The organism is Acidovorax kalamii, from assembly GCF_002245625.1.
Classification (GTDB): Bacteria; Pseudomonadota; Gammaproteobacteria; order Burkholderiales; family Burkholderiaceae_C; genus Acidovorax; species Acidovorax kalamii.
This window is the reverse complement of record NZ_NOIG01000012.1, coordinates 214,966-240,637: the sequence shown is the minus strand read 5'-3', so window position 1 is coordinate 240,637 and position 25,672 is coordinate 214,966. Positions and strand designations below refer to the sequence as shown.

19 protein-coding genes are annotated in these 25,672 nt (G+C 66.1%); 12 read left to right on the top strand and 7 right to left on the bottom strand.

From position 1 onward, the window contains the following. Positions 1-10: 10 nt before the first annotated feature. Together CBY09_RS20595 and CBY09_RS20590 are read left to right on the top strand one after the other, a co-directional pair. Positions 11-6,274, top strand: a complete 6,264-nt coding sequence (locus tag CBY09_RS20595; RefSeq protein WP_094291430.1) for a hybrid sensor histidine kinase/response regulator — start codon at positions 11-13, stop codon at positions 6,272-6,274. Between the two features lie 158 nt (positions 6,275-6,432). After that, positions 6,433-7,605, top strand: a complete 1,173-nt coding sequence (locus CBY09_RS20590) for a PilT/PilU family type 4a pilus ATPase (protein WP_205734181.1) — start codon at positions 6,433-6,435, stop codon at positions 7,603-7,605. Positions 7,606-7,647: 42 nt separating this feature from the next. Here CBY09_RS20590 and CBY09_RS20585 read toward each other — a convergent pair whose 3' ends face one another. Then, on the bottom strand, positions 7,648-9,150 hold the full coding sequence (locus tag CBY09_RS20585; protein ID WP_094291429.1) for a cryptochrome/photolyase family protein: 1,503 nt from the start codon (positions 9,148-9,150) through the stop codon (positions 7,648-7,650). A gap of 21 nt (positions 9,151-9,171) precedes the next feature. On the opposite strand from CBY09_RS20585, the gene CBY09_RS20580 reads away from it, so the two are divergent. The 9 genes from CBY09_RS20580 (at position 9,172) to CBY09_RS20540 (ending at position 16,519) form a co-directional block, all read left to right on the top strand. Next, positions 9,172-9,771 (top strand): YqgE/AlgH family protein, encoded by a 600-nt coding sequence (locus tag CBY09_RS20580; RefSeq protein ID WP_094291428.1) that lies wholly within the window; start codon positions 9,172-9,174, stop codon positions 9,769-9,771. After that, positions 9,768-10,199, top strand: a complete 432-nt coding sequence (gene ruvX / locus CBY09_RS20575) for a Holliday junction resolvase RuvX (RefSeq protein WP_094291427.1) — start codon at positions 9,768-9,770, stop codon at positions 10,197-10,199. The genes CBY09_RS20580 and ruvX overlap by 4 nt, the downstream gene beginning before the upstream one ends. Then, positions 10,196-10,717 (top strand): bifunctional pyr operon transcriptional regulator/uracil phosphoribosyltransferase PyrR, encoded by a 522-nt coding sequence (gene pyrR, locus CBY09_RS20570; protein ID WP_094291426.1) that lies wholly within the window; start codon positions 10,196-10,198, stop codon positions 10,715-10,717. Before ruvX ends, pyrR begins: the two co-directional genes overlap by 4 nt. A gap of 2 nt (positions 10,718-10,719) precedes the next feature. Continuing rightward, positions 10,720-11,682, top strand: coding sequence for an aspartate carbamoyltransferase catalytic subunit (locus CBY09_RS20565; RefSeq protein ID WP_094291425.1), 963 nt, complete (start codon positions 10,720-10,722; stop codon positions 11,680-11,682). A 79-nt stretch (positions 11,683-11,761) separates the two neighbouring features. Further along, positions 11,762-13,057 (top strand): dihydroorotase, encoded by a 1,296-nt coding sequence (locus CBY09_RS20560; protein WP_094291424.1) that lies wholly within the window; start codon positions 11,762-11,764, stop codon positions 13,055-13,057. Positions 13,058-13,084: 27 nt separating this feature from the next. After that, positions 13,085-13,822 carry a lysophospholipid acyltransferase family protein gene (locus CBY09_RS20555; RefSeq protein WP_094291423.1) on the top strand — a complete coding sequence of 246 codons (738 nt, stop codon included), beginning with the start codon at positions 13,085-13,087 and terminating at the stop codon, positions 13,820-13,822. A gap of 205 nt (positions 13,823-14,027) precedes the next feature. Further along, complete coding sequence (locus CBY09_RS20550; protein ID WP_094291422.1) at positions 14,028-15,260, top strand: Yip1 family protein; 1,233 nt, start codon at positions 14,028-14,030, stop codon at positions 15,258-15,260. Between the two features lie 291 nt (positions 15,261-15,551). Continuing rightward, entirely contained in the window at positions 15,552-16,118 is a 567-nt protein-coding gene (locus tag CBY09_RS20545; RefSeq protein WP_094291421.1) for a DUF4166 domain-containing protein, read from the top strand. After that, complete coding sequence (locus tag CBY09_RS20540; protein WP_094291420.1) at positions 16,115-16,519, top strand: thiol-disulfide oxidoreductase DCC family protein; 405 nt, start codon at positions 16,115-16,117, stop codon at positions 16,517-16,519. The genes CBY09_RS20545 and CBY09_RS20540 overlap by 4 nt, the downstream gene beginning before the upstream one ends. A gap of 55 nt (positions 16,520-16,574) precedes the next feature. Here CBY09_RS20540 and CBY09_RS20535 read toward each other — a convergent pair whose 3' ends face one another. After that, on the bottom strand, positions 16,575-17,657 hold the full coding sequence (locus CBY09_RS20535; protein WP_094291419.1) for an ABC transporter ATP-binding protein: 1,083 nt from the start codon (positions 17,655-17,657) through the stop codon (positions 16,575-16,577). Between the two features lie 282 nt (positions 17,658-17,939). Here CBY09_RS20535 and CBY09_RS20530 point away from each other — a divergent pair, with 282 nt between their 5' ends. Beyond that, positions 17,940-19,577, top strand: a complete 1,638-nt coding sequence (locus CBY09_RS20530) for an ABC transporter permease (RefSeq protein WP_094291500.1) — start codon at positions 17,940-17,942, stop codon at positions 19,575-19,577. Between the two features lie 37 nt (positions 19,578-19,614). Here CBY09_RS20530 and CBY09_RS20525 read toward each other — a convergent pair whose 3' ends face one another. The 5 genes from CBY09_RS20525 to CBY09_RS20505 form a co-directional block, all read right to left on the bottom strand. After that, entirely contained in the window at positions 19,615-20,328 is a 714-nt protein-coding gene (locus CBY09_RS20525) for a hypothetical protein (RefSeq protein WP_133066318.1), read from the bottom strand. After that, positions 20,325-20,879: a pesticin C-terminus-like muramidase gene (locus CBY09_RS20520; RefSeq protein ID WP_094291417.1), complete on the bottom strand. Its 555-nt coding sequence runs from the start codon at positions 20,877-20,879 to the stop codon at positions 20,325-20,327. The genes CBY09_RS20525 and CBY09_RS20520 overlap by 4 nt, the downstream gene beginning before the upstream one ends. Positions 20,880-21,282: 403 nt before the next feature. Beyond that, a complete protein-coding gene (locus CBY09_RS20515) occupies positions 21,283-22,824 on the bottom strand; it encodes a PepSY-associated TM helix domain-containing protein (RefSeq protein WP_094291416.1) in 1,542 nt (513 codons plus the stop codon). 27 nt (positions 22,825-22,851) lie between these two features. Beyond that, positions 22,852-25,065, bottom strand: a complete 2,214-nt coding sequence (locus CBY09_RS20510; RefSeq protein WP_094291415.1) for a TonB-dependent receptor — start codon at positions 25,063-25,065, stop codon at positions 22,852-22,854. A 140-nt stretch (positions 25,066-25,205) separates the two neighbouring features. Then, entirely contained in the window at positions 25,206-25,565 is a 360-nt protein-coding gene (locus CBY09_RS20505) for a DUF2946 family protein (RefSeq protein WP_094291414.1), read from the bottom strand. Positions 25,566-25,672 lie beyond the last annotated feature (107 nt).

Below are 25,672 nucleotides of genomic sequence, written 5' to 3'. Positions count from 1 at the left end.
GGACAAATCCATGTCATCTATTGATGCCAACAATGCACCGGCCGCAGAAGGGACCCAGGGAGATCAGGACCTGGGTCCTTTGGCTTGGGTGCTTGACGAACTGCGTAAGTCACTCGACGGTGCGGTCAAGGCCATGCGCCGCTTTGTGCGCGATGCGGAAGTCGCGCGGGAATCCGATCTGGCGGCCCTGGATGCGGGGGCTCTGCGCATTGCGCGCCAGCAATTGCACCAGGCCTGTGGTGCACTGGAGATGGTGGGCATGGGCCCGCCAGCGCTGGTGCTGCGCTCCATGGAGTCGGCCGTCCAGAAGTTTGTGCAACGGCCTGAAACCTGCAGCGACGATGCTGCGGCCGTGATCGAGCGCGCAAGCTTTGCACTGATTGAGTACCTGGAGACCGTGCTGGCAGGCAAGTCGGTGTCTCCGGTCGCCCTGTTCCCCCAGTACCGTGATGCCCAGGCCCTGGCGGGTGCTGACCGTGTACACCCCGCAGACCTATGGCCTGTGGAGCGTCGTTTCCGCGAGCCCGAAGGAACGGTGACCCTTGCGCCATTGCCTTATGGCCCCGAGGCGCGGGCGCGGCTGGATGCGGCCGTGCTGCGCATCGTCAAGTCCGGCGATCTCCGGGCTGCGCTGAACCTGCGCGACACCTGTCTTGGCTTTGTGGCGGCCCAGACGGACCGCCAGGCACGCGCCTTCTGGAAGATCTGCGCGGGCTTCTTCGAGGCATTTGGTTCCGGTTTGCTGGCGCCTGACGTGTACGTCAAGCGTGTGGCCTCGCGGGTGCTGATGCAGTACGCGACCCTGGCCAAGGGGGATCCCACCATCGCCGACCGCCTGGTGCAGGATCTGCTCTTTTTCTGCTCTCAGGCCAAGGTGTCTGAGCTGCCTGCTGAGGCAGCGCCTTCGCTGCGCGCGGTGCGCCAGGCGTTTTCCCTGGACCGTTTCAAGCCCGTTGATTACGAAACCGCCCGCTTCGGGCGTTTTGATCCAGCAGTGCTGGCGCAGGCGCGCAAGCGCATCGCGTCGGCTACCGAGACCTGGTCAGCGCTGGCTGGCGGTGATCGCAACAAACTCAAACCGGCGGCAGACCAGTTCAGTCTGGTGTGTGATTCGCTGAGAAAGTTGCACCCCGGTAGCGAAAACCTGGCCCAGGCGCTGACGCGGGCGATGGAGTTCACCACCCGCTCGGGTGAGCCGCCCTCGGCCGCCTTGGCGATGGAGGTAGCGACCTCGGTGTTGTACCTGCAGGCAGCGTTTGAGGAGCTGGATGCGGCGGACGACCAGATGGAGGTGCGGGCCACCCGACTGGCGGAGCGCCTGGATGCGGTGACTGCGGGAGCCGAACCCGAGCCTCTGGAGCCCTGGATGGAAGAGCTGTACCGCAGGGTCAGCGACAACCAGACCATGGGCAGTGTGGTGGACGAGTTGCGTTTGACCTTGGGCGAGGCCGAGAAGGCACTGGACCAGTTTTTCCGCAATTCGCAGGACACGGCCGTATTGGCCACGGTGCCCGGGCACTTGGCCCAGATGCGCGGCGTGTTGTCGGTTCTCGGGTTGGACCAAGCTTCCCTGGCGGTGGTGCGCATGCGCGACACGGTGGAGCGCCTGCTTATCAATGAAGTGCCCGAAGAAGGTCGCCAGGCTGTTTTCGAGAAGCTCGGCAACAGCCTGGGTGCGCTGGGTTTCCTGATCGACATGCTGAGCTACCAGCGCACGATGGCGCGCAAGCTCTTTGTCTATGACGAGAACCTCGGCGAGTTGCGCATCCTCATGGGCAAGACCCGTGCGCGCGCATCGGATGCCATGGAGGAAGCGCCCGCCAAACTGGAGGAGCGCACCGACACGCTGGTGCCTGACGTGTTGCCGCGTTTCCCTGTGCCAGAGCCGGTCAGCGAACCCACGGACTTTGCCCCTATCCTGGATCTGGGGGCTGCCCCAGCCAGCGAGCCCGTGGCTCCGGCAGAGCCTGAAAGCCTCGCTCCGGACATTTCCTTTGATGTGGCTGCACCTGCTACACCTGCGTCGGCTGTCACTGCTGCGGAGGCCCCCGCCTCCACGGCCAAGGCGGCCGTGCCCGATGTGGAAGACGAGCTGCTGGAAGTTTTCCTGGAAGAAGCACGCGAAGTGGTGGTCAACGGATTGGCCGCCACCGACCTGCTGCAGGAAGAGCCTGGCAATCTGAGCGAACAGACCACCTTGCGCCGTGCCTTCCATACGCTCAAGGGCAGTTCTCGCATGGTGGGCCTCAACGACTTTGGCGAGGCCGCCTGGTCGATGGAACAGATCCTCAACGCCTGGCTGGCTGAACAGAAGCCCATGCAACCGGGTTTGTTGACACTGTCCTCGGACGCCTTGCGGGCCTTTGGCCGATGGGCCGACGACATTGCGGCAGGCCGTGCAACTGGCTGGGACCCCGAGTCCTTCCGCAAATCCGCAGATGCCATGCGCCTGGATGGCACGCTGCTGCCTCTGGTGGTGCCCTCCGAGAGCGGTGAGCCCCTGGCGGTTGTTTCGGAGATCGATGCCCTGGTGGAGCTGGAGCCCGAAACGGCCAGCGTGCCTGCCGGTGCCGTGGTGGCCGAAGTGGCCGAGGCCCCTGATGACGATTTGGGTCTGATGGACTTCCAGGCGACCGAGATTTCGGAGCATGTTCCTGAACCGCCTGCAGCCGCTGAGGCGCCCGTTGCGCCTGAACTGGCCGCTGCACCGGGCGTGGCAGAGGTGGCTGAGGACATTGATTTCTCCGTCTTCACTGCCGCCCTGAATGCAGACTCGGCCCCAGCGCCCGTGGTGGATCCGTCCAGCGCAGATTTTGTGCTCGACCTGGAGTTGCCCGATCTGGACCTGCCCGATGTGGCGCCTGTTGCCGAGGTTGCGGCCGTGGCCGCCGCACCGGAGCCGCTGCTGGACGCTCCGGTCGAAGCGTCCGCTGTGCCTGAAGCTGAAGTGAGCGCAGCCCCAGAAACCGCCGTACCCGCAGACATCGACGCTGAAGTGCCAGAGGCATCGGATGCTCTGGCGTCGCTGGATGTCGAAGCCCTGGAACGGTTGCTGGAAGCAGAGTCCGCAGCGGCTGCTGCGGAGGCGCCGGTGGTGGCTGAGGCCCATGAGGCGGCTGCACCTGCCGATGTCGAGCTGGACTCTGAAATGGCCGAGCTTCTGGACGCCCTGCCGCAAGAGGACAGCGGCGCCAGTGACGATGCGGTCAAGGTGATTGATACCCTGCGCATCAGCATCCCGCTGTACAACGTCTATCTGAACGAGGCCGACGAATGGTCGCGCCGCCTGGTGACCTGTCTCCAGGAGTGGTCGCTGGAGCTGCATGAGCCCCTGCCCGACGTGGCGGTGGCGCTGGCACATTCGCTGGCGGGAAGTTCTGCCACGGTCGGTTTCACCGCCCTGTCGGAGTTGGCTCGGGCACTGGAACACGCGATGCAGCATGTGCAGCTGCAATCCGGTGGCACGCAGGAGCAGGCCCAGGCCTTCATGGGTGCGGCCGAAGACATCCGCCGCCTTCTGCACCAATTTGCTGCGGGTTTCCTCAAGGAGCCCAACGAGGAGGTTCTGGAGCAGCTGCGCCAGATCCTGGAAGCCGAGGTGGTTCCCACCCTGTCGCCGCCCGAAGAGGATGCTGCCGAAGCCTTCCCGATCGAGATGGTGGAGCCTGTGGCCACCGAGCCAGTGTCGGTGTCGGAACCCGCGCCCGCCATGGAACCAGCCGACGAACCCGAGGCGTTTGCCGAGGCGACGCTGGAGCCTGCACCGCTCATCATCCCGCAGGGCCATGTGGCGCCCGCGCTGTCGGTGGTGGCCCACGATCAGGACCAACTGATCGACGACGCGATCGCCCACGCCGTGGCGCTGTCTCCGGATGTGGATGACGACATCGATGCGATTGACGTCATCGACCCCGACCTTTTCCCGATCTTCGAGGAAGAGGCTGCCGAGCTGTTGCCCCAACTGGGGGGCGCCCTGCGCCAATGGGCTGCACGGCCCGACAACCTGGGTGCCCGCAGCGAAGTGCTGCGCGCCTTGCACACGCTCAAGGGCAGCTCGCGACTGGCTGGTGCCATGCGCCTGGGCGAAATGGCCCACCGGCTGGAGTCGGCCATCGAGCAGCTCGATGCCGAGACCGTCACTGCCGACCAGATCGACCCCTTGCAGGGCAGTTTTGACGGTCTGCAGGCAAACTTCGACGCCCTGCGTGCCATTGGCCAGACGCCTGCCGACACGGTGGTCACACTGCCCGTCGAAGCCGCCCATGGCCGTCCGGATGTCGCAGAACAGGCCACGGCGCCTGCTGCAGCTGTGGCGGGTGCCGCTGCGGCCGCACCAGCCGCTCCGGCAGTCCGGCTGCCAGGCCCGTCGCAACTGGCGCCCTTGCGTGTGGCCGCCAGCCAGTCGGTGCGTGTGCGAGCCCAGTTGCTGGACCGCCTGGTGAACCAGGCGGGCGAGGTGATGATCAGCCGTTCGCGCCTGGATGTGCGCCTGGGGCAGTTCCGCAGCTCGCTTTCCGACCTTTCGGGCAACCTGGATCGCTTGCGCCAGCAATTGCGCGACATCGAGGTGCAGGCAGAGTCCCAGATGCAGTCGCGTCTGGCCTTGTCCAAGGATTCGGCCGCCGGTTTCGACCCGCTGGAGTTCGACCGCTTCACCCGTGTGCAGGAACTCACCCGCATGATGGCCGAGTCGGTCAACGACGTGGCCACGGTGCAGCGCAATCTGCAACGCGCCATGGAAGGCGCGGAAGACGATTTGATCGCCCAGGGTCGTCAGGCGCGTGAGCTGCAGCGCGACCTGCTGCGCACCCGCATGGTGGAGTTCGAAGGCATTGCCGAACGCCTCTACGCCGTGGTGCGCCAGGCTTCCAAGGAGACCGGCAAGCAGATCAAGCTGGACATCACCGGCGGTTCCATCGAAATGGACCGTGGCGTGCTGGACCGCATGACTCCGGCGTTCGAACACTTGCTGCGCAACTGCGTGGCCCATGGCATCGAGGACCCCGAAGTGCGGGTGGCGGCGGGCAAGCCTGCCTCCGGCACGATCACCGTGGATCTGCACCACGAAGGTAACGACGTGTCGGTGGAGTTCCGCGACGATGGCGCGGGCCTGAACCTGCCGCGCATCCGCGAAAAGGCCCTGTCCCAGGGCATCGTGGAACCCGGTGTGGAACTCAGCGATGCCGAGGCCGCCAATCTGATCTTCATGCCGGGCTTCTCGACGGCATCCGAAGTGACCGGCCTGGCTGGACGCGGCATCGGCATGGACGTGGTGCGTGCCGAAATCAACGCCCTGGGGGGGCGCATCGAGACCTCGACCGAGGCTGGCAAGGGCGCGGCGTTCCGCATGGTGCTGCCTTTGACGACGGCGGTAACGCAGGTGGTGATGCTGCGCACTGGCGATCTGGCGGTGGGCGTGCCTGCCAACGTGGTGGAAATCGTGCGCCGCACCTCTGCGGCCGACCTGGAGGAAGCCTACCGCACCGGCGTGTTTGACGACGGGATGGAGAAGGTGCCCTTCTTCTGGTCCGGTGCCTTGCTGCAGGCGTCTGCGCGCAGCCATGAGCCCGCAGGCAAGACCCGCCCCGTGGTGATCTTCCGCAGCGCGGCGCAGCGTGTGGCCATGCACGTGGACGAAGTGCTGGGCAACCAGGAAGTCGTGGTGAAGAACCTCGGCCCCCAGCTGTCCCGCCTGCCAGGCCTGGCCGGCATGTCGGTGCTGGCCTCGGGTGCCGTGGTGCTGATCTACAACCCGGTGGCGCTGGCCACGGTGTACGGCGACCAGGTGCGCGCTGCCAGTGTGGGCATGGCGCCTGCCCCGGAAGCGGTGGAAGGTGGCGCTGGTGGTGGCAAGCAGGTGGTCTCGCCCCAGTTGGCGGGCACCAGCCAGGTGCCGCTGGTGCTGGTGGTGGACGACTCCATCACCGTGCGCCGTGTCACGCAGCGCCTGCTGCAGCGCGAAGGTTACCGGGTGGCCCTGGCGGCCGACGGCCTGCAGGCCCTGGAGCGGCTGCAGGAGGAGCGCCCGACCGTGGTGCTGTCCGACATCGAAATGCCCCGCATGGACGGCTTCGACCTGGCGCGCAACATCCGTGCGGACGGTGCGTTGCGCGACCTGCCGATCATCATGATCACCTCGCGCATCGCCGAGAAGCACCGTGAGCATGCGATGGAGCTGGGTGTGAACCACTACCTGGGCAAGCCGTACTCGGATGAGGAGCTGCTGAGCCTGATTCAGCACTACGCCCGCATCGCGGCAGCGGCCGAGGCCTGAAAGACCATGTGCAGCACCCACAGCCCCGTCCTTCACCGGCGGGGCTGTGGTTTTTTGGGGTGCCATGTTTCCGTGATGGGTGGCGCTATGGCAGGTGGTGAAGCGCGTCCATGGGCTGATTCGCCGCAGCCCGCCTTTCGCAGATGGCAGGTGTGCTGATGGACCCGGCAGCGCTGTCGCACACTGCCGATCCTCGCTTGCTGGCGTGCCTGGCCTTTGCGGCCAGGGAGCGTGCCTCCGATCTTTTTCTGCTGGCGGGTGCCCCGCCCACCATCAAGCGGCAGGGCGCGTTCGCGCCGATTGCCCAGCAGGTGCTGTCGGCGGACGACGTGCGGCAGATGGCTTACTCCATCTTGCGCGATGCCCAACGGCAGGAGTTCGAGACCACCATGGAGTGCGACCTGTCGTTCCAGACCCCCGAGGGCGAGCGTTTTCGCGTCAATGTGCACCGCCAGCGTGGACAGGTGGGCATGGTGATACGGCATGTGATTGCGCAGATACCCGACCTGCAGACGCTGGGCCTGCCCCCGGTGCTGCAACAACTGGCGTTTCTCAAAGGCGGTCTGGTGCTGACGGTAGGGGCTGCGGGTTCGGGCAAGACCACCACGCTGGCCGCATTGCTGGACCACCGCAACACCCACGCGGGCGGGCATATCCTGACCGTGGAAGACCCGATTGAGTATCTGCACACCCACAAGAAGTCGCTGGTCACCCAGCGCGAAGTAGGGCTTGATACGCTGTCCTATGACGAGGCCCTGCGGCGGGCCATGCGCGAGGCCCCCAATGTGATCCTGATCGGCGAGATCCGCGACCGGGCCACCATGCAGCACGCGCTGCACTATGCCGAGTCCGGGCACCTGTGCGTGTCCACCCTGCACGCCAACAATGCCAACCAGGCGGTGCAGCGCATCCTGAATTTTTTCCCCGAGGATGCCCACCGCCAGCTGCTCATGGACCTGTCGCTCAATCTGCGCGCGGTGGTGGCCTTGAGGCTCGTCGCAGGGCTGGCCGGGAGCCTGGTGCCCGCCACAGAGATCATGTTGCTGACCCCCTACGTGGCCGAACTGATCCAGAAAGGCCAGATTGACGAACTCAAGACAGCCATCACCCGCAGCGGGGAGCAGGGCATGTGGAGCTTCGACCAGTCCCTGTTGTCCATGGTCGAACTGGGTGTCATCTCACCCGCAGAAGCGATAGCCAATGCCGACAACCGCACCGATGTGCGTCTGCGCCTGCGGCTCGCAGCCGGTGCCTCGCTGGGTGGCGAGGGCATGCAGATGTCGCCTGAGGAACCACCACAGGGCGACCCACCGCCCATGGCGCATCGCTAATGCACGGCGGCGGCCTGCTTCAATCCGCAGAGCCGTGTGTCGCTACCCTGCAGCCGTTTTCACCACGGCATACCGCTCCAGCGTGCGTTGCCGTGCGGCATCGTGCTCCACCACAGGCAAGGGGTAGGTGGCTCCCAGGCGCACACCCGCTTCCTGCAGCTCCAGCGGGCGCGCCAGCCAGGGGGCGTGGAGTGCCTTGGTCGGGAGCGCTGCGAGCTGAGGCAGGTAGCGGCGGATGAATTTGCCCTCGGGGTCGAACTTCTCGCTCTGGCTCACCGGGTTGAAGATGCGGAAGTAGGGCTGGGCATCGCACCCACTGGAGCTGGCCCACTGCCAGCCGCCATTGTTGGCGGCCAGGTCGAAGTCATTGAGGTGGGTGGCAAAGTAGGCCTCGCCCCGGCGCCAGTCGATGCCCAGATCCTTCACCAGAAAACTCGCCACCACCATGCGCAGGCGGTTGTGCATGTAGCCCGTCTGGTTGATTTGCGCCATGGCGGCATCCACCAGCGGGTAGCCGGTGCTGCCCTTGCACCACGCGGCAAACAGGGCGTCGGCTTCGGGGCCGGTTTCCCACTGGATGGCGTCGTAGGCGGGTTTGAAGCTGTGGCCCACCACATGGGGGTGGTGGTGCAGGATCTGAAAGTAAAAGTCTCGCCAGATCAGCTCGCTGAGCCATGTCGCGGCGCCGGGGTTGCCTGCCTGGGCCAGCCCGTTTGCGGTGCGTGCCAGCACGCGTGGCGAGATGGTGCCAAAGCGCAGATGCACGCTGAGGTAGCTGGGGCCTTTGACGGCAGGAAAATCGCGCGCGTGGTCGTAGCGCTCGATGCGGCCCAGAAAGTCGTCGAACAGCTGCTGCGCGCCACGGGCGCCGGTGGGCAGCCCGGGGGCTGGTGACACACTGGCCTCGAACCCGAGTGAGGCCAGCGCGGGCACGGGTTGGCAGTGCTCCTGGGGGCGCGGCGCCAGGCGGTGTGCGTGGCGCTCTACCGGGTAGCTTTGGAGCTGGAATGCGTCGATTTTCTTGAGCCAGGCGTTTTTGTAGGGCGTGAACACGCTGTAGGGGTTGCCGGTCTGCGTCAGCACCTCGCTGCGTTCAAAAATCGTGTGGTCCTTGAAGGTGTGGAACGCCTTGCCCGCAACCGCCAGACGGGTGCGCACCAGGCTGTCGCGTGCCAGCGCCTGGGGCTCGTCATCGTGGTTGGCAAACACCGCTTGCACGCCCAGGCTGTGCGCCAGGGCCGGGATCGCCTCGCTGGCCACGGCATGCAGCACGATGAGCCCGCCCTGCGGGTGGCCACACAGGGCGCGCAGCGAGGCATCCAGTTCCTCCAGCGACGCGAGGATGAACTCCACCCGCCGGTCCCTGCGGGGCAGGCCGTCCAGAATCTCCCGGTCCAGCACGAAGGCGCAGTGCACCTGCTCGCACTGCGTCAGCGCCCGGTACAGGGCGGCGTGGTCCGCTGTGCGCAGGTCGCGGCGGAACCAGACAAGGCCGCTGAGGTAAGAAGACTCGGAAGGTCCGCAAGGCCTGGAAGAGGGCGCCATGTTCACCGTTAAAATTGAGGAATGTCTTTCGATTCTGCGCCCATCAACCTGACGCATCACTTCCTGATTGCGATGCCCGGCCTGGAAGATGAGTCTTTTGCGCGCAGTGTGGTCTACCTGTGCGAGCACAGCGAACGTGGCGCACTCGGGCTCATCATCAACAAGCCCTCCGACATCACCCTCAAAAGCCTGTTCGACAAAGTCGATTTGTCGCTGCGGCGCGAAGACCTCACCCGGGAGCCCGTCTTCCAGGGCGGCCCGGTGCAGACCGAGCGTGGCTTTGTGCTGCATGAACCCATGCTCATGGACAAGGCCGAGACCGACGAGTCGGCTTATGCATCCACCATGACCATCCCCGGCGGGCTGGAGATGACCACCTCCAAGGACGTGCTTGAAGCCCTGTCCACCGGCGCCGGGCCGCGCCGCGTGCTCATCACGCTGGGCTACTCGTCCTGGGGCGAGGGGCAGCTCGAATCGGAGCTGGCCGAGAACGCATGGCTCACCGTGGCGGCGGATTTGTCGGTGATCTTCGACACCCCTGTGCCCGAGCGTTACGACCGGGCCTTGTCGCTGCTGGGCCTGAAGGCCTGGATGCTGTCGCCCGAGGCGGGGCACGCATGACCGGTTCGCCCGTTCAGTCGATCCAGCCGCCAGCCGTTCCTGCGCATTTCCAGACCTTTCTCGCTTTTGACTTTGGCCTCAAGCGCACAGGCGTGGCGTCGGGCAACCGCATGCTGCGCAGCGCCACGCCGCAACGCACCATCCAGGCCGAGGGCGATGCCCGTTTTGCCCAGGTGGCCGAGCGCATCAAAGAATGGCAGCCCGACGCGCTGGTGATCGGCGTGCCCTACCACCCCGACGGCGCGAGCCACGAGAACACTGCGCGGGCTCTCAAATTCGGCCGCCAGCTGCGCGGCCGATTCGGGTTGCAGGTGTTCGAGGTGGATGAGCGCTACAGCACCACCGAAGCCATCGCCGGTGGTGCCAAGGATGCCGATGCCGCCTCGGCCTGCATCATCCTGGAACAGTTTTTGAGGAATCTCCCATGACCACCCCATCCCCCGGAATGTCCGGCAGCCTGGTGCTTGACGCCGAGGCGCTGTACCGCGAACTGCTGCGCGGCGTGCGCAGCATGCTCACCCCCACCACGCGCCTGGCAGGCATTGCCTCCGGCGGCGCCTGGCTGGCCGAGCGCCTGCAAAAAGACCTGGGCCTGGAAGGCCCGGCGGGCGTGCTCTCGTCGGTGATGCACCGCGACGACTTTGCCCAGCGCGGCCTGTCTACCAGCGCGCAGACTGCATTGCCTTTCGATGTGAACGGCGCCGATGTGCTGGTGCTCGACGACGTGCTCTACACCGGACGCACCATCCGCGCCGTGCTCAATGAGCTGTTCGACTATGGCCGCCCTGCCAGCGTGCGCTTGGCCGTGCTGGTGGACCGGGGAGGCCGCGAATTGCCCGTGCAGGCCGACTTTGCCGCCGCCCGCGTGGCCCTGCCGGTTGCCCAGTCGCTGGCCCTGGCGCGTGACGACAGCGGCAATTTCCAATTCCAAGTCAAAGAGGCCTGACCGTGCTGCACAAGCGCAACCCCCAACTCAACAAGAATGGCGAGCTGATCCACCTGCTGTCCATCGAAGGGCTGCCGCGCGACATCGTCACGCACATCCTGGACACGGCGGCCAACTTCGTGAGCGTGAACGACCGCGAGGTGAAGAAGGTCCCGCTCTTGCGCGGCAAGAGCGTGTTCAACCTGTTCTTCGAGAACAGCACGCGCACACGCACCACGTTCGAGATCGCGGCCAAGCGCCTGTCGGCCGACGTGATCAACCTCGACATCGCGCGCAGCTCCGCGAGCAAGGGCGAGTCGCTGCTGGACACCATCGCCAATCTGAGCGCGATGGCCGCCGACCTGTTCGTGGTGCGGCACAGCGAGTCCGGCGCACCCTACCTGATTGCCCAGCATGTGGCGCCCCATGTGCATGTGATCAACGCGGGCGATGGCCGGCATGCCCACCCCACGCAGGGGCTGCTGGACATGTACACCATCCGCCACTACAAGAAGGACTTCAGCAACCTCACCGTGGCCATCGTGGGCGACGTGCTGCATTCGCGCGTGGCGCGCTCGGACATCCACGGACTCACCACCCTGGGCTGCGCCGAGGTGCGCGTGGTGGGGCCCCGCACGCTGGTGCCGGGCGACATGGCGCAGATGGGTGTGCGCGTGTGCCACACGCTCGAAGAGGGCATCAAGGATGCCGACGTGGTCATCATGCTGCGCCTGCAGAACGAGCGCATGAGCGGCGCACTGCTGCCGTCCAGCCAGGAGTATTTCAAGAGCTTCGGCCTCACGCAGGAGAAGCTGCAGCTGGCCAAGCCCGACGCCATCGTGATGCACCCCGGCCCCATCAACCGTGGCGTGGAGATCGACTCCGCCGTGGTCGATGGCAAGCAGAGCGTGATCCTGCCGCAGGTGACCTTCGGCATCGCGGTACGCATGGCTGTCATGTCCATCGTCGCAGGGAACGAGGCGTGACCTTGAGGATGAATACTCCTGTTTTCATAGCTGCTCGTGCTTATAAATCAAGCGCTAGCAGCCAATTTGGCTTGAAATCATGAAGATACTGATCCAGAACGGCCGTGTGATCGACCCCGCCTCGGGCCTTGACCAGACCTGCGACATCGCGCTGGCGGCGGGCCGCATCGTGGGGGTCAACCGCGTGCCGCCCGACTTCGCGCCCAAGCGCGTGGTGGACGCCACCGGCTGCATCGTGCTGCCCGGCCTGGTGGACCTGGCCGCGCGCCTGCGTGAGCCCGGCCACGAACACGAAGGCATGCTCGAGTCCGAAATGGCCGCCGCCGTGGCCGGTGGCGTGACCAGCCTGGTGTGCCCGCCCGACACCGACCCCGTGCTCGACGAGCCCGGTCTGGTCGAGATGCTCAAGTTCCGCGCCGAGAAGCTGCACCAGTCGCGCCTGTTCCCGCTGGGCGCACTCACCCGCGGCCTCGCGGGCGAGGTGCTGACCGAGATGGCCGAGCTCACCGAGTCCGGCTGCGTGGGGTTCGGCCAGGCCGAGGTGCCGCTGGCCAGCACGCAGGTGCTGCAGCGCGCGCTGCAGTACGCCGCCACGTATGGCTACACCGTGTGGCTGCGCCCGCAGGAGATGCACCTGGGCAAGGGTGTCGCGGCCAGCGGCCCGCTGGCCACGCGCCTGGGCCTCTCGGGCGTGCCCGTGGCGGCCGAGACCATTGCGCTGCACACCATCTTCGAGCTGCTCAAGACCACCGGCGCCCGCGTGCACCTGTGCCGCCTCTCCAGCGCTGCGGGCGTGGAGCTGGTGCGCCGCGCCAAGGCCGAGGGCCTGAAGGTCACGGCCGATGTGAGCATCAACTCGCTGCACCTCACCGATGTGGACATCGGCTTCTTCGACAGCCGCGCGCGCCTGACGCCGCCGCTGCGCCAGCAGCGCGACCGCGACGCCCTGAGCGCAGCGCTGCTCGATGGCACCATCGACGCGCTGGTGTCCGACCACACCCCGGTGGATGAAGACGCCAAGACCCTGCCGTTTGCCGAGGCCGAGCCCGGCGCCACGGGGCTGGAACTGCTGCTGTCGCTCGCGCTCAAGTGGTCGCGGGACAGCGGCGTGCCCCTGCAGCGCGCGCTGGCAGTGGTCACAGCCGAGCCCGCACGCGTGCTGGGCAACGCGCTGGGCACCTTGCAGGCCAGCGTGGGCCAGATCGTGGAAGGCGGCGTGGGTGACCTGTGCATCTTCGACCCGCAGGCCGCGTGGACCGTGCAGGACGATGCGCTGCGCAGCCAGGGCAAACACACACCCTTCTCGGGCTACGAACTGCCCGGCCGCGTGCGCATGACGCTGGTGGGTGGCCAGATCGCCTTTGACCGAGGCTGAGGTGGTGCGACGCTGCGAGGCCCTGCGGTGAAGTCTTTACGTGCCAGCTGGCGTTTGCTGCGCCTGCTGGGCCACATCGTCAAAGGGCTGGCCATCGTGGCGCTGCGTTTTCCTGCGCTGTCGCCCGACCAGCAGCACGCCCGCGTGCAGGCGTGGTCGCTGGAGCTGCTCGCACACGCCGGCATCCGCCTGCGCATCCTGGGCCAGCCGCCCGTCGCCGGGCCGGTGATGCTGGTGGCCAACCACATCTCCTGGCTCGACATCCCGGTGATGCACGCGGCGCGCCACTGCCGCTTTGTCTCCAAGTCCGACGTGCAGGGCTGGCCGCTGATCGGCACCCTGGCCACGGCCGCAGGCACGCTCTACATCGAACGCAGCTCGCGCCGCGACGCGCTGCGCATGGTGCGGTCCATGCAGGAGGCGCTGGAGCGCGGCGAGGTGCTGGCCGTGTTCCCCGAAGGCACCACGGGCGATGGCCGCGAGATGCTGCCTTTCCACGCCAACCTGCTGCAGGCCGCCGTGGCCGCGCAGGCGCCGGTGCAGCCCGTGGGCCTGCGCTTTGCCGACCAGGCCACGGGCGCGACCAGCTTTGCGCCCAGCTACATCGGCGACGAAACCCTGGTGGGGTCCATCTGGCGCACGCTCAGCGCCCCGCCCATCGAGGCCGTGGTGCACTACGGCCTGCCCGAGCTGGCGGGTGAGCGCGACCGGCGCACCTGGACGCAGCACCTGCACGACACCGTGGACCAACTGCGCAAGGCCTGAGCCACTTCGCTGAGGCGCTGTGCGCCAGCGGGTTCCTGTCCACGCTGGTTTCGGTGCGCAAAAGCGTGCATATTGCACGTTTGTGGCTGCGTGGGCCGCGCATCCCACGCCAACGCCGCGCAATTTCCCGTATCGTCCGCGACTTTCGGCCTGCCAGCGCATGCAAACGCATTGGCAGGCCCATCCACATTGCCGGGAGGGCACCATGAACCTGATCGAACGCACCAAGAGCATTCTTCTGCAACCCAAGGACACTTGGGCCACCATCGATGGCGAGAGCACCGATGTGGCCACGCTGTTCACGCGCTATGCGATGGTCCTCGCGGCCATTCCCGCCGTGTGCGGTTTCATCGGCATGTCGCTGATCGGCTTTGGGGGCTTTGGCGTCACCATCCGTGTGCCCTTTGTCTCGGGCCTGATGAACATGGTCATTTCGTACGTGCTCAGTCTCGTCGGCATCTTCGTGCTGGGCCTGATCATCGATGCGCTGGCGCCCACCTTTGGCGGCCAGAAGAACCAGATCCAGGCGGTGAAGGTGGCGGTGTACGCCAGCACGGCGGCCCTGCTGGGCGGCATCTTCAGCCTGCTGCCCGCGCTGTCCATGCTGGGGCTGCTGGCGGCGCTGTATTCCATCTACCTGCTCTATACGGGCCTGCCCGTGCTCATGCGCAGCGCGCCCGAGAAGTCGGTGGGCTACACCGTGGTGGTCATCGTTGCCGCCATCGTGATGGGCGTGGTCATCGGTGCCGTCAGCGCGCTGTTCATGCCGCGCAGCGGTGCGCTGTTTGGCGGTGCCGGGGCCCCGGCCATCACCATGAACACGCCCGGCGGCAAGGTGTCCATCGACACGGCGGGCCTGGAAGCTGCGGGCAAGAAGATGGAAGAAGCCGCCCGCAAGATGGAAGAGGCCCAGAAGAGCCAGGACCCTGCCGCCATCGCAGCTGCCACGGGCGACGCCGCCAAGGCCGCTGCGGGCATGCTGGGCGGCGGCCAGGCCATTGCGGCGCAGGCGCTCAAGGCGGCCCTGCCCGAGAAGCTGGCGGGCCTGCCGCGCACCGGCTTTGACGTGCAGGACGGCGCGGCCCAGGGCCTGCCCACCAGCCAGGCCAGCGCGCAATATGGCAACGACGACAAGCAGCTGCGCCTGGAGATCGTGGACATTGGCGGCCTGGGCCAGATGGCCGCGATGGCCATGGGCATGGCCCAGGGCGAAAAAGAAGACCAGACCAGCGCCGAGAAGACCTGGCAGGAGGGCGGCCGCACGCTGCACACCCGCTACGAGAAGGACGGCAGCCATGCCGAGTTCAAGACCATCCTGAAGAACGGCCTGGTGGTCAGCATCGAAGGCGACAAGATCGGCGTAAAGGAGCTGCAGGGCCTGATGTCGCAGCTGGACCTGAACGGGCTGGAGGGTCTGCAGCGCAAGGGCAAGTCCTGAGAAGGTGCGAACGAACCCGCCATGCCCGCTCATCCCGCCAAAACACACCCGCTCGTCGTTGCAAATGCTCGCCATAGCCCGAGCTATGGCTGCGCTTTGCGCCTAGATCGAGCGCGTTTTGGCGGCCTGCTCGGGCCCGCCGGATTCATTCACACCTTCTAAATTCGCACGGCTCGTGTATTCGTGCACGAGGGCCGACGGCTGTCGGCTTTTTTCTTTGCTGCCTGCGGACGTTGGCTGGGTGGCTGGCGATAGACTGGCCTGGGTCATTCATTTCTCCCGCTTCGCTCCATGCTCCCCCTGTCTTTGTACCAACGTGCCCTGGGCCCCGCCTACCAGCGGCTGGCGCCCGCGCTGGCGCGGTTCCATGGCCTTTCGGGCCCGCACCGGTTGGTGGGCCAGGTGCAGATCGAGGCGCCCGCCACCTGGCCGGGCCGTGTGCTGGCCTGGGCTCTGGGCGCGCCCCAGCGTGCGGTGCAGGGGGCGATCACCTTCGAACTGCAGGCGCGCCCCGATGCCGAGGTGTGGACCCGCCGCTTTCCTGCCCAGACCATGCAGTCCACCTTGCGCGAGTCCGCAGGCCGGGTGGTGGAACACCTGGGGGCCGCGCGGCTGAGCTTTGTGCTGCATGAGGCCGATGGGCGGCTGGTGATGCAGTTGCAGCAGCTGCATTTCTGCGGCATCCCGTGCCCCGCATGGTTGTGCCCAGAGGTGGTGGCCGAAGAATCCGGGGTGGGCGATGCGTTGCACTTTCGCGTGTCGGCCACCGTGCCCGGCGTGGGGCGCGTGGTCAGCTACCAAGGGCACTTGCTCGTGCCGCCGGGCGCCGTCGGGGTAGAGCTAGGGGCGCCCGCATGATCGTGGTGTTTGATGGGCAGTGCCTGCTCTGCAATGGCTGGGTGCAGTTTCTGCTGCGGCATGACCGGTCTCAGCGCATCCGGTTTGCCTCCATCCAGAGTGCCGTTGGTCGGCAGTTGCTGGAGCGGGCGGGGCTCCAGGTCGCGGGGCTGCAGACCTTGCTGGTCATCGACGGCGAGCGCAGCTGGCAACACACGGCCGCCATCCTGCGCGTGCTGCATGCCCTGGGCTGGCCGTGGCGGCTGGCCTGGGTGGGCTGGCTGGTGCCCGCCCCGCTGCGCGACGCGCTGTACCGCTGGGTGGCGCGCAACCGCTACCGCTTCTGGGGCCGTTCTGCCACCTGCATGCTGCCAGCGCCCGAGCACCGGGCGCGGTTTCTGGAGCAGGATGCAAACCTTTGATTGCTATATAAATAATAGCTGTCAGCGCTTGATGGACGCGCGGTAAGCCCTGTTTTTATTCAAATCTTGGTGCGGATTCGCGGGGAAAGGTGACCACATGATCCACCTGCGCGCGGATGCCGATCCACTCGCCCAGCGCGTGGTCGTGGTGGCTGGGGACATGGGCCAGCAGGGTGTGGCCGCTGGCCAGGCGCAGGGTGTACAGAAACTCAGAACCCCGGAACGACTTGCGCACGATCTGCGCCTGCACCGGCGCATGGTCGTCGTGCACGATGTCGTCGGCGCGCAGCAGCACGTCGCAGGCGCCGCCGGGGTAGCTGCCGGGCAGCGGGCATTCGTCCAGGTCGGTCAGCTCGCCCAACGGGGTTTGTGCCACCACGTTGTCGCCGCGCTGCTCCAGTGTGGCGGGGGCGAACACGCCGTGGCCGATGAAGTCGGCCACAAACCGCGTGGCAGGGCGGTGGTACAGGGTGTAGGCGTCATCCCACTGGTGCAGGTGGCCTTCGTGCATCACGCCGATCACATCGCCAATCGCAAACGCCTCGAACTGGTCGTGCGTCACGAACAGGGCCGTGGCGCCTGCGGCTTTCAGGATGCCGCGCACCTCGTGCGCCAGGCGCTCGCGCAGGTCCACATCCAGGTTGGAGAAAGGCTCGTCCAGCAGCATGAGCTGCGGGCGCGGCGCCAGCGCCCGCGCCAGGGCCACACGCTGCTGCTGCCCACCCGAGAGCTCGTGCGGGTAGCGGTGCTCGCTGCCTTCCAGGCCCACGAGCTTCAGCACCTCAGCCACGCGGGCAGCCTGCTCGGCCCGGGGCAGCTGGTGGATGCCAAAGGCCACATTGCGGCCCACCGAGAGGTGCGGGAACAGGGCGTAGTCCTGGAACACCATGCCAATGCGCCGCAGCTCGGGCGGCACACTCAGGGTGGCGCTGCTGACCACGCTTTTGGTCAGGCGGATCTCGCCCCCTGTCACGGGTTCCAGCCCGGCCACAGCGCGCAGCAGGGTGGTTTTGCCGCAGCCGGAGGGGCCGATCAGCACCCCGATGTCGCCGGCTTTCAGGCTGAGCGTGACGCCGTGCACGGCGGCCTGTGCGCGGCCTGCATAGCGCACTTCGAGTTGGGAGACCTCAAGAAACATGCCCCGATTCTAGGTGGGCAGGGACGAATGCTTAAAATTCGCATTTGCATTCCTGGGCGCTGGTGTAGTGGGGCGCGCTGGATGGCACATTGAAAACCGATGGATTTTTGGTCAGGGCAAGGCGCAAACCACAGCGATACCTGTAGGTATCGCGAGGATTTGCAACGCAGCCCTGGCCGAAAAGACGCGGTTTTTAAGTGCCAGATAGCGTGCAACACTGCACCAGGGTGCCCACGCCTTTCGGCAGGTGTGCGCTTTCCTCCTTCTGCCGAGCCCTTTGCCTTGCGCCGCACCCCGTCTTCTGTCCTTCGCAGCGTCCCGCTGATCCTGTTTGCGGGCTTTCTGGCCTTGCCGGTGCTGGCGGTGCTGGCGTCGTGGCTGCCGTTGTCGGCCCCAGGGCAGGGCGAGGCCCAGGCGGGCGCCATCCTGCGCGAAATGGCGGCCACCGTGTTGCCTGGTTATGTGTGGACCACGCTGTGGCTCAGCGTGCTCGTGGCCCTGGGCGCGGCCGTGGTGGGCACGCTGGCGGCGGCGGCCGTCACGCTGTTCGAGTTTCCGGGCCGACGCACCTTTGAATGGCTGCTGCTGCTGCCGCTGGCCATGCCCGCCTACGTCACCGCCTATGCGTACACCGACTTCCTGCAGTTCAGCGGCCCGCTGCAGGTGGGCCTGCGCAACACCTTCGGCCTGGAAGGCCGCCTGCTGCCCGAGGTGCGCAGCCTGGGCGGCGCGGTGTGGGTGTTCATCTTCTCGCTCTACCCCTACGTGTACCTGCTGGCGCGCACGGCTTTGGGCGAGCGCGCTGCCCACCTCATGGAGGCCGCGCGCCTGCTGGGCGCCCCGCTGCCCCGTCGCATCCGCGCCGTGGCCCTGCCGCTGGCACGCCCGGCCGTGGCCGCCGGGGTGGCGCTGGTGCTGATGGAAACCCTGGCCGACTTTGGCGTGGCCAGCTACTTTGGCATCCAGACCTTCACCACGGGCATCTACAAGGCCTGGCTGTCCATGGACAACCGCCTGGCCGCTGCGCAACTGGCCACCATGCTGCTGGTGGTGGTGATGGCGCTGCTGCACCTGGAGCACCGCGCACAAAAGCGCATGCGTTTTGCCACCGGTGGTGGACGCGCGGGCTCGGCCGAGGCGCAGCCACTGGCCCTGCGCGGGGCGCGCCGATGGGCAGCCTGGGCGGTGTGTGTGCTGCCCGTGCTCATGGGCTTTGTGGCTCCGGTGCTGTTCATGCTGCGCCCGCTGGCGGCCGACTGGTCGGTGCTGCCCTGGGAGCGTTTCATGGAATGGGCCTGGCACAGCGTGCGCCTCTCCGGCATCACCGCCGTGCTGGCCGTGGCCATTGCGCTGGCGCTGGCCTTCGCAGTGCGCCGCCAGCCTGATGCCGTGACACGCAGCGTGGTGCAACTGGCCAGTGTGGGCTACGCAGTGCCCGGCGCCGTCATCGTGGTGGGCCTGCTCCTGCCCGTGGGCTGGCTGCAGGCGGCCATGCCGCAATGGGGCGTGGGTGCGCTGATCACGGCCACGGCGCTGGGCATTGTCTGGGCCTACCTGGTGCGCTTTTGTGCTGTGGCCCTGCAGTCCATGCAAAGCGGCTACGCGCGCATTCCGCTCAGCCTGGACGACTCCGCCCGCATGCTGGGCACTGGCAGCGCGGGCCTGCTGGCGCGCGTGCACTGGCCCCTGCTGAGGCGCTCCACCGCCGCCGCCGCGCTGCTGGTGTTTGTGGACGTGATGAAAGAGCTGCCCGCCACCATGGTGCTGCGCCCCTTCAACAGCGACACCCTGGCCGTGGTGGCCTACCAGCTGGCGCGCGACGAACGCCTGGGTGAGGCCGCACTGCCGTCACTGGCGTTGGTGGCGGTGGGGCTGGTGCCGGTGATTTTGCTGAGCCGGACGCTGCGCAGCCGGGGGTGAGTCCCAATCGTATAAGGACTCGAACTGGCCCTTGGCTTTACTCAGTTGGATACATGGATCCCGTGTACTGACCGCGAGAGGATGGTGTCGGCGGGCGAACAATCAACGTGCGGTAGGACTTGTAGTTGCCGTCCTTCATCTCGTCCCCCACCCAGACGATCCATTCGCTTCGGCGGGTTTTCAGGTTCCCGGCCAAAGCCGGGTGACTGATCACTGCAGCGATTTGCAAGCTGAAGAACTGCTCGTCAGTTTCAACTTCGACGCTGTTCTGGGTCGTTTTCACCGTGCCTGATACCAGAAGCGTCTTCAACGTATGGCTTCGGTCAGTAGTGCGGTTGCGCAGGGATGACGGGAAAGAGCGCAGGTCCAGGCGCTCCAGAAGCGCTTTGGCTGCGTTGGCAGGCAAGGTGTGCCTCTTTGCTAGGAACGGCTCGTTGGAAATCAGACGGATTGCATCGCAGACCAGGTACTCGGCTCTGATTTCTGCATTCCGCACGGATTCTTCCGGCGGATGGGCTGTCAGCAGATTCGAATACTCCGCGCAATTGCTCGCTGCGGCGCCGTTGTCAAACATCAGCGGAGTTTTGGGGGTGTGCAGCGCAGTCTTGAGGTCTTGCAGTGCCGTTGCCAGTTCGGGGCTGGTGGTGCGAACCTGAGTGAGGGCGCTTTCTCCAGTGCCTTCCGATGCATGTAGCGCGCTGCCACTGAACATCAGTACAGCGACTACAGTGAACAGGATTGTCTTGATCACTTTATTTTCTCCAGTAAGGTGGCTTCTTTCTTTCTGCGGGTGGGATACACGTCGCCGAAGTTTCTGAGCAGCTTGGCTGCTTCTTCCCAATCCTGTTTGGTGACGGCGGTCCAGAATTTGGGTGTGGCTGCATCCAGGTTTTTCCCGTACTGGAAAGAAACCGACGCAATCACTGTTTGTGCTTCCGCTGGCAGATCCAGAAATTTTTTAGTACTAGAGGCCGTGTCGTACTTCAGCGTCACCGTCGCCAAGTGCGCGGATTTCACAGCCTTGTCGATGGACTCTGCCTCGGCCGCTGTAATCGTCAAAGGCGTTTTTTCGAGGAGTTTTTTAGCGTCCTCTTTTTTGACTTCGAGATAGGGTTTCAGCTTTTCAATCAAGGTGATGCTGAGCCCCAGTTTTTTCAGATCGTTTTCTGATCGTTGACCCAGATCGAAACCGGTCGCTATCGTGACGCCGCTTTTGCTGACGCCGGATGCTGGGACATAACCCTTGGTGGCTCTGCCGCCCTCCAGGTCGCTCAAAAAAGAGTAGTCAATTGAATCTGGCATTCGGAGTATTGGGTTGGGCAACGAGTTAAGGTTTGAAAGGTGCCGTGCAAGCAGGTGGTTGCAGAGCCAAAAAGTGCGATCCAGGCGATACCTGCCGATTCCCCTTGTGCATGGGTCTCGGCTTTCGTCGCCATGTTTTCGGCAGATGCTGCTACACAGCCAGTCTGCTGCTTTGAGGGCCCGCAGATTCTTCCTCTGATGGAGGGAGCGGCGAGTCGTTTGATGCCTGAATTCGTCTCGAACTGCAACAACGTTCAGGGGATATTTGTGGGGCTGCTGGGTCATAAATCGACTAGTGGTGCAGCAGCGACATCGACTTTGGGTGTGCGTTGTGCGATTTTTTTGGGGCACACTTTTTTACGTTTTCGCAACTGAGGCGAATGCTTGCACTTGCTTGCGTTTACTACGCTATGGCTCGCAGCTTCACCCCCAGCCTGCGCCACCCCATCACGACCCCCGTCACGCTCATCACCGCCCCGCCCAGGCTCAGCACGATGAGAACGATGTCCCACAGCGGGCGACGCTCCAGCAGGGGCAGCCAGTCCCAGCTGTGCAGCATGGCAAACAGCCAGCGGCTGGTGCGGCGGTGGCTGTCGGTGCGGCCGAGCACGGTGCCGGTGCGGGGTTCGATATGGACCCAGGTGGCGTGGGGGTCGTCAAATACCAGGCGCAGCACCGGCAAAGGCTTCTCGGCGCCGCCGGTCATGGTGTGGGCGGCGCGGTCGTAGTAGTGCAGGTCGTAGGTGGTGAGGGTGTCGGTGCGCACCACGGCGTGGGGCAGCAGCTGCGTGGCGGCTTGGGCCACAGCGCCTGGGGCCCAGGTGTGGGGCATGGCCGTGGTGGCGTCCAGCACCGCAGGTGTGCCCGTGGGGCTGTGTGCAAGCACCAGCGTGTGGCCTGCGTTGCGCACCCAGCGCAGTTCGCGGGTGTTGGGGGATCCGGCCGAGAGCAGCGCATGCACGGTGGCGGCTTCCGCAGGCAGCACCAGTGGGCCGCCGTGCATGGCCTGCTGGCGCAGGGGGGCGGCACCGCTGTCGAAAATCTTCCAGGGGTTCATGGACATGAGGCCGCTGAAGATCCACGTGAACGTGATGACCGCAAACACGAGCCCGAACATGTGGTGCCAGCGCATCATGAAGCCCCGGTAGGGCGTGCGCGCGCCCGTCTTGTACCGGCCCTTGAAGCGCCAGCGCAGCACGCCTACCACCGTGCCCGTCACGGTGAGCACGATGCCTGCGATGGACAGCCAGTTCACGATGTCCGTCCAGTAGTCGTTGAAGACATTGCCCCGGAAGGGGTAGAGCCAGTGGATCCAGGCGCCCGCGTAGTTCCAGGCGCGCTCGTGCAGCGGCGCATCGCGCACCACCTCGCCCGTGGTGCCGGAGACATAGACCACGGTGCCCGCGCTGTCGCCCAGGTGCAGGCGGTGCAGCGGGCGGTGCACATCCAGTGCGCGCGAGTGGGTGAAGGCGTCTTCGTCGATCGTGCCCTGGTAGTCGATGGTGGCATCGGGTTGCTGCGCGAAGGCTTGGGCCGAGGCGATGGCGTGTGCGGCGTCCACATGCTGCAACCGCTCGCCCGTGAGGGCGTCGACGACCGCAGGTGCGGGTGCCCGGCGCGGGCGGGGTGCGGCGTCTCCCGTCGGGGCCGCGGGAACCACCAAGTACACCGCACGCCCGCCGCTGGCCACGGCCAGCCGCAGGTCCTGCAGCGGGCCTGCCAGGCCCGCGCGCTGCAGAGCCTCGGCGGGTTCCAGCAGACGTTCGGGGCCCCGCGTGGCGCTCAGCAGCGGCGGCAGGTTCATCAGCCGCTCGGCCTGCGTGAGCTTGGGGTAGCCCACGTACATCATCACCACGCCTGAGAGGAACCACATGGCGAAGAAGGCGCACAGCAGCACGCCCAGCCAGCGGTGGACGAGGTACAGCCAGCGTTTGGCGTGTGTCATTGGCAACAAGCTCCGGCCGGTGGTCGATCAGAACGCGGTGTGCAGCGTCACGTCCAGCGTGCGTGGTGCGCCCAGGTAGACCTGGTCGCGCGTCTCGGCCGCGTAGATGCGGTCGGTGGCGTTGCGCACGCGGCCCGTCAGGGTGGTGGTCTTGTTGACCTTCCACGCAAGCCCCAGGTCGAGCAGCGTGTACGACGGCCAGAACTTGGTGTTGGCCGCATTGCCATACACCTTGCCCACATGGCGCACACCCGCGCTGGCAGTGACGGTCGGCGTGATCGCATACGACGCCCACAGGTTGGCCACTTGCTGCGGCACCAGCTGCGGCACATTGCCTGCGCGCGAAACGCCGCCCTGCACAAAGTTTTCATACCGCGCACGGATCAGCGACAGGTTGCCCTGCAGCTGCCACTGCGCCGTGGGGCGGATGCCGGCCGACAGCTCGATGCCCTTGGACGACTGTTCGCCCACCAGCACCGTGAGGTTGGGGTTGGACGTATCTTGCGATGCGATGTTCTTGCGGCGGATGTCAAAGGCCGCCACCGTGGCGCTGCCCTTGCCGTCCCAGAAGTCAAACTTGCTGCCTACCTCGACCTGGCGGCCCGTGGTCAGCTCGCTGTTGTTGCGCACGTCGGCAAACGAGGCTGAAGCCAGCGAGCCCGATGGCGGGTCGGCCGCATTGGACGCCTGCGCATACAGGTTGGCGCCGGGCGCAATGTCCCACACCACGCCCAGGCGGCCCGTGGTGGGGCTGTAGCTGCGGCTGAACGTGGCGGGCGCGGTGGCTGTGACGGCGCGGCGGTTCACCAGGTCCAGCTCGATGCGCTCGTGCCGCAGCGCGGCGATGAGGTTTACGCCGGAGGCCACCAGGGTGCGGTTTTCCAGGTACAGCGCGGTGTTGGTGATCTTGTTGTCCTTATCGGGGTTGAGCGCTGGCGACATGCCGGGAATGTCGAAGAAGTTCTCGGTGGAAAAGTGGTAGGGGTTGACCGTGCTCACCGTGACCGAGGGGCCGAACGGGAAACGCGTCTGCTTGTTCACGCTCACATCGAGGCCAAAAGCCCAGTCGCTCTTTCTGCCTGCGAGCTGGCCTTGGTAGGTGCCCTCCAGCCGGTTGCCCACCAGCGTCTGGTCGTGGCGTTGCAGATAGGGCGCCGTGCGGGTGATAGCGGTGTTGCTCGCGTTGAAGGTGTAGATCTCGACATTGCGGTAGTCGCGCAGCGCGTCGTACACGTAGAACGTGTTCTTGAGCTGCAGCGCATCGGACACGCGCCATTGCGCCACCGAGCGCAGCCACTGCACGCGGTGCTCGTACATGCCGTCGGCGCTGTTGTAGTTCTTGAAGCGCGTGGCCGGGTCGATATGCAGCGCGCCCACGGCGGGGTTCAGCACCGGCGTGCCCCAGTAGGGCCGGTCCACATGGTCCTTCTGGTATTCGTAGGCCAGCGTGTGGCTGATGCCACCGCCCAGGTCCGACAGCAGCGACGTGGCGAGCTGCGTGGACTGTGTTTTCGTGCCCTCGGTCCAACTGCCAGCGTTGCGGTGGTTGAGGTCGATGCGCGCGTAGTGGGCCGGGCCTGCAGTGCCGTCGCCGCCTGCGATGCGGCGGTTCAGGCCCACGGACACTTCCTTCATGTCGTAGGAGCCCAGGCGCAGCTGCGCTTCGGCAAAGTCGCTGCGCTCGGCAGTCTTGGTGATGTAGTTGATGGAGCCGCCCACGCCGCCCGAGCCGTACAGAAAACTCGACGCACCGCCGATGGCCTCGACGCGGTCGTAGATCCAGCTATCGACCGCGCGCGTGGCGCTGCCGTACTGCGGATTGATGCCGTTGTAGAGCTGCGCCACCGAGTTGCTGGTGAAGCCCCGGTAGTGGGCGGCCATCGAGCCCGGCGCGTTGTGCGCCACCACGCCCGGTACGGCGCGCAGGATCTCCTGCGTGTCCTGTGCGCCGCGTGCGTCGATGGTGGCGCGGTCCACCACGGAGACAGAGGCGGGGTTCTCGCGTGCTGTCAGGCCCAGGCGGCTGCCGGTGTCCACGGGCGTGTCCAGGCTGAGCTTGCCATTGGGCGATGCGGCGGAGTCCACCACATCCACGGGCTTGAGCGTGGGCGCGGTGGGGGTCTGTGCATGGGCTGGCACCGAGGCCAGCGCGCAGGTGGCGAGTACACCGATGCAGAGAGGAGAAAGAGGCAGGCGCGGGAAAGCCGCAGCGCTGCGCGAGGCAGAGGAGAAACGGGACATGAAAACGCTCTTGTCTTGAAGCGACAGCGCCGCCAGGCCCGCGTGGAGAACACGCAGGGCAACGCCGTCTGGAAAACCACGGAAAAAGGGAACACGCAGCGCCCGCCCACCAGGTTTCGGGGCTGCGAACAGGCTTCAGATCAAGAGCGGGATGGCGGCCCGCGTGCGGGCAGTGGAGCGGCCGTGGCGGCCGCGATGCGGGCGGCCTCGACGGGCTGCAGCGCGTGGGCCAGGGGATGGGGTGGCAGCACTGCGGCCACCGGTGTGGGCGGCGGGGCGCTGGGGGTGGAGCACAAGGGGCAGTCCATGCCCATGGCGCCCATCTCCACCGTGCCATCGTCGGTCTGCACCAGCAGCTTGATGGCTCCCGTGCCCGAGCAGATCACTTCAAAAGATTGCGGGTGCACCAGCGGCGACGCAATCGCCACCCCCATCGACGCCATAAACCATGCCAGCACCCACAGGCGCAGCGCAGCAAAGGTTCGTCGGGAGGCGGACATGGGGCGCGATGATAGCGGAGGGGATCCAGTCCCGCACTGAGGCGGGCATGGGGGAGGGACTATCCCTCCAGCAGGAGATAGTTCCAGTGCGCTTTGTTTGCTATCAA

What these genes read in the sequence shown, in the direction of transcription:
- CBY09_RS20595 (WP_094291430.1), top strand. Translation starts at nt 11, where the DNA reads ATGTCATCTATTGATGCCAACAATGCACCGGCCGCAGAAGGGACCCAG.
- CBY09_RS20590 (WP_205734181.1), top strand. Translation starts at nt 6,433, where the DNA reads ATGGACCCGGCAGCGCTGTCGCACACTGCCGATCCTCGCTTGCTGGCG.
- CBY09_RS20585 (WP_094291429.1), bottom strand. Translation starts at nt 9,150, where the DNA reads ATGGCGCCCTCTTCCAGGCCTTGCGGACCTTCCGAGTCTTCTTACCTC.
- CBY09_RS20580 (WP_094291428.1), top strand. Translation starts at nt 9,172, where the DNA reads ATGTCTTTCGATTCTGCGCCCATCAACCTGACGCATCACTTCCTGATT.
- ruvX (WP_094291427.1), top strand. Translation starts at nt 9,768, where the DNA reads ATGACCGGTTCGCCCGTTCAGTCGATCCAGCCGCCAGCCGTTCCTGCG.
- pyrR (WP_094291426.1), top strand. Translation starts at nt 10,196, where the DNA reads ATGACCACCCCATCCCCCGGAATGTCCGGCAGCCTGGTGCTTGACGCC.
- CBY09_RS20560 (WP_094291424.1), top strand. Translation starts at nt 11,762, where the DNA reads ATGAAGATACTGATCCAGAACGGCCGTGTGATCGACCCCGCCTCGGGC.
- CBY09_RS20550 (WP_094291422.1), top strand. Translation starts at nt 14,028, where the DNA reads ATGAACCTGATCGAACGCACCAAGAGCATTCTTCTGCAACCCAAGGAC.
- CBY09_RS20545 (WP_094291421.1), top strand. Translation starts at nt 15,552, where the DNA reads ATGCTCCCCCTGTCTTTGTACCAACGTGCCCTGGGCCCCGCCTACCAG.
- CBY09_RS20540 (WP_094291420.1), top strand. Translation starts at nt 16,115, where the DNA reads ATGATCGTGGTGTTTGATGGGCAGTGCCTGCTCTGCAATGGCTGGGTG.
- CBY09_RS20535 (WP_094291419.1), bottom strand. Translation starts at nt 17,657, where the DNA reads ATGTTTCTTGAGGTCTCCCAACTCGAAGTGCGCTATGCAGGCCGCGCA.
- CBY09_RS20520 (WP_094291417.1), bottom strand. Translation starts at nt 20,879, where the DNA reads ATGCCAGATTCAATTGACTACTCTTTTTTGAGCGACCTGGAGGGCGGC.
- CBY09_RS20515 (WP_094291416.1), bottom strand. Translation starts at nt 22,824, where the DNA reads ATGACACACGCCAAACGCTGGCTGTACCTCGTCCACCGCTGGCTGGGC.
- CBY09_RS20510 (WP_094291415.1), bottom strand. Translation starts at nt 25,065, where the DNA reads ATGTCCCGTTTCTCCTCTGCCTCGCGCAGCGCTGCGGCTTTCCCGCGC.
- CBY09_RS20505 (WP_094291414.1), bottom strand. Translation starts at nt 25,565, where the DNA reads ATGTCCGCCTCCCGACGAACCTTTGCTGCGCTGCGCCTGTGGGTGCTG.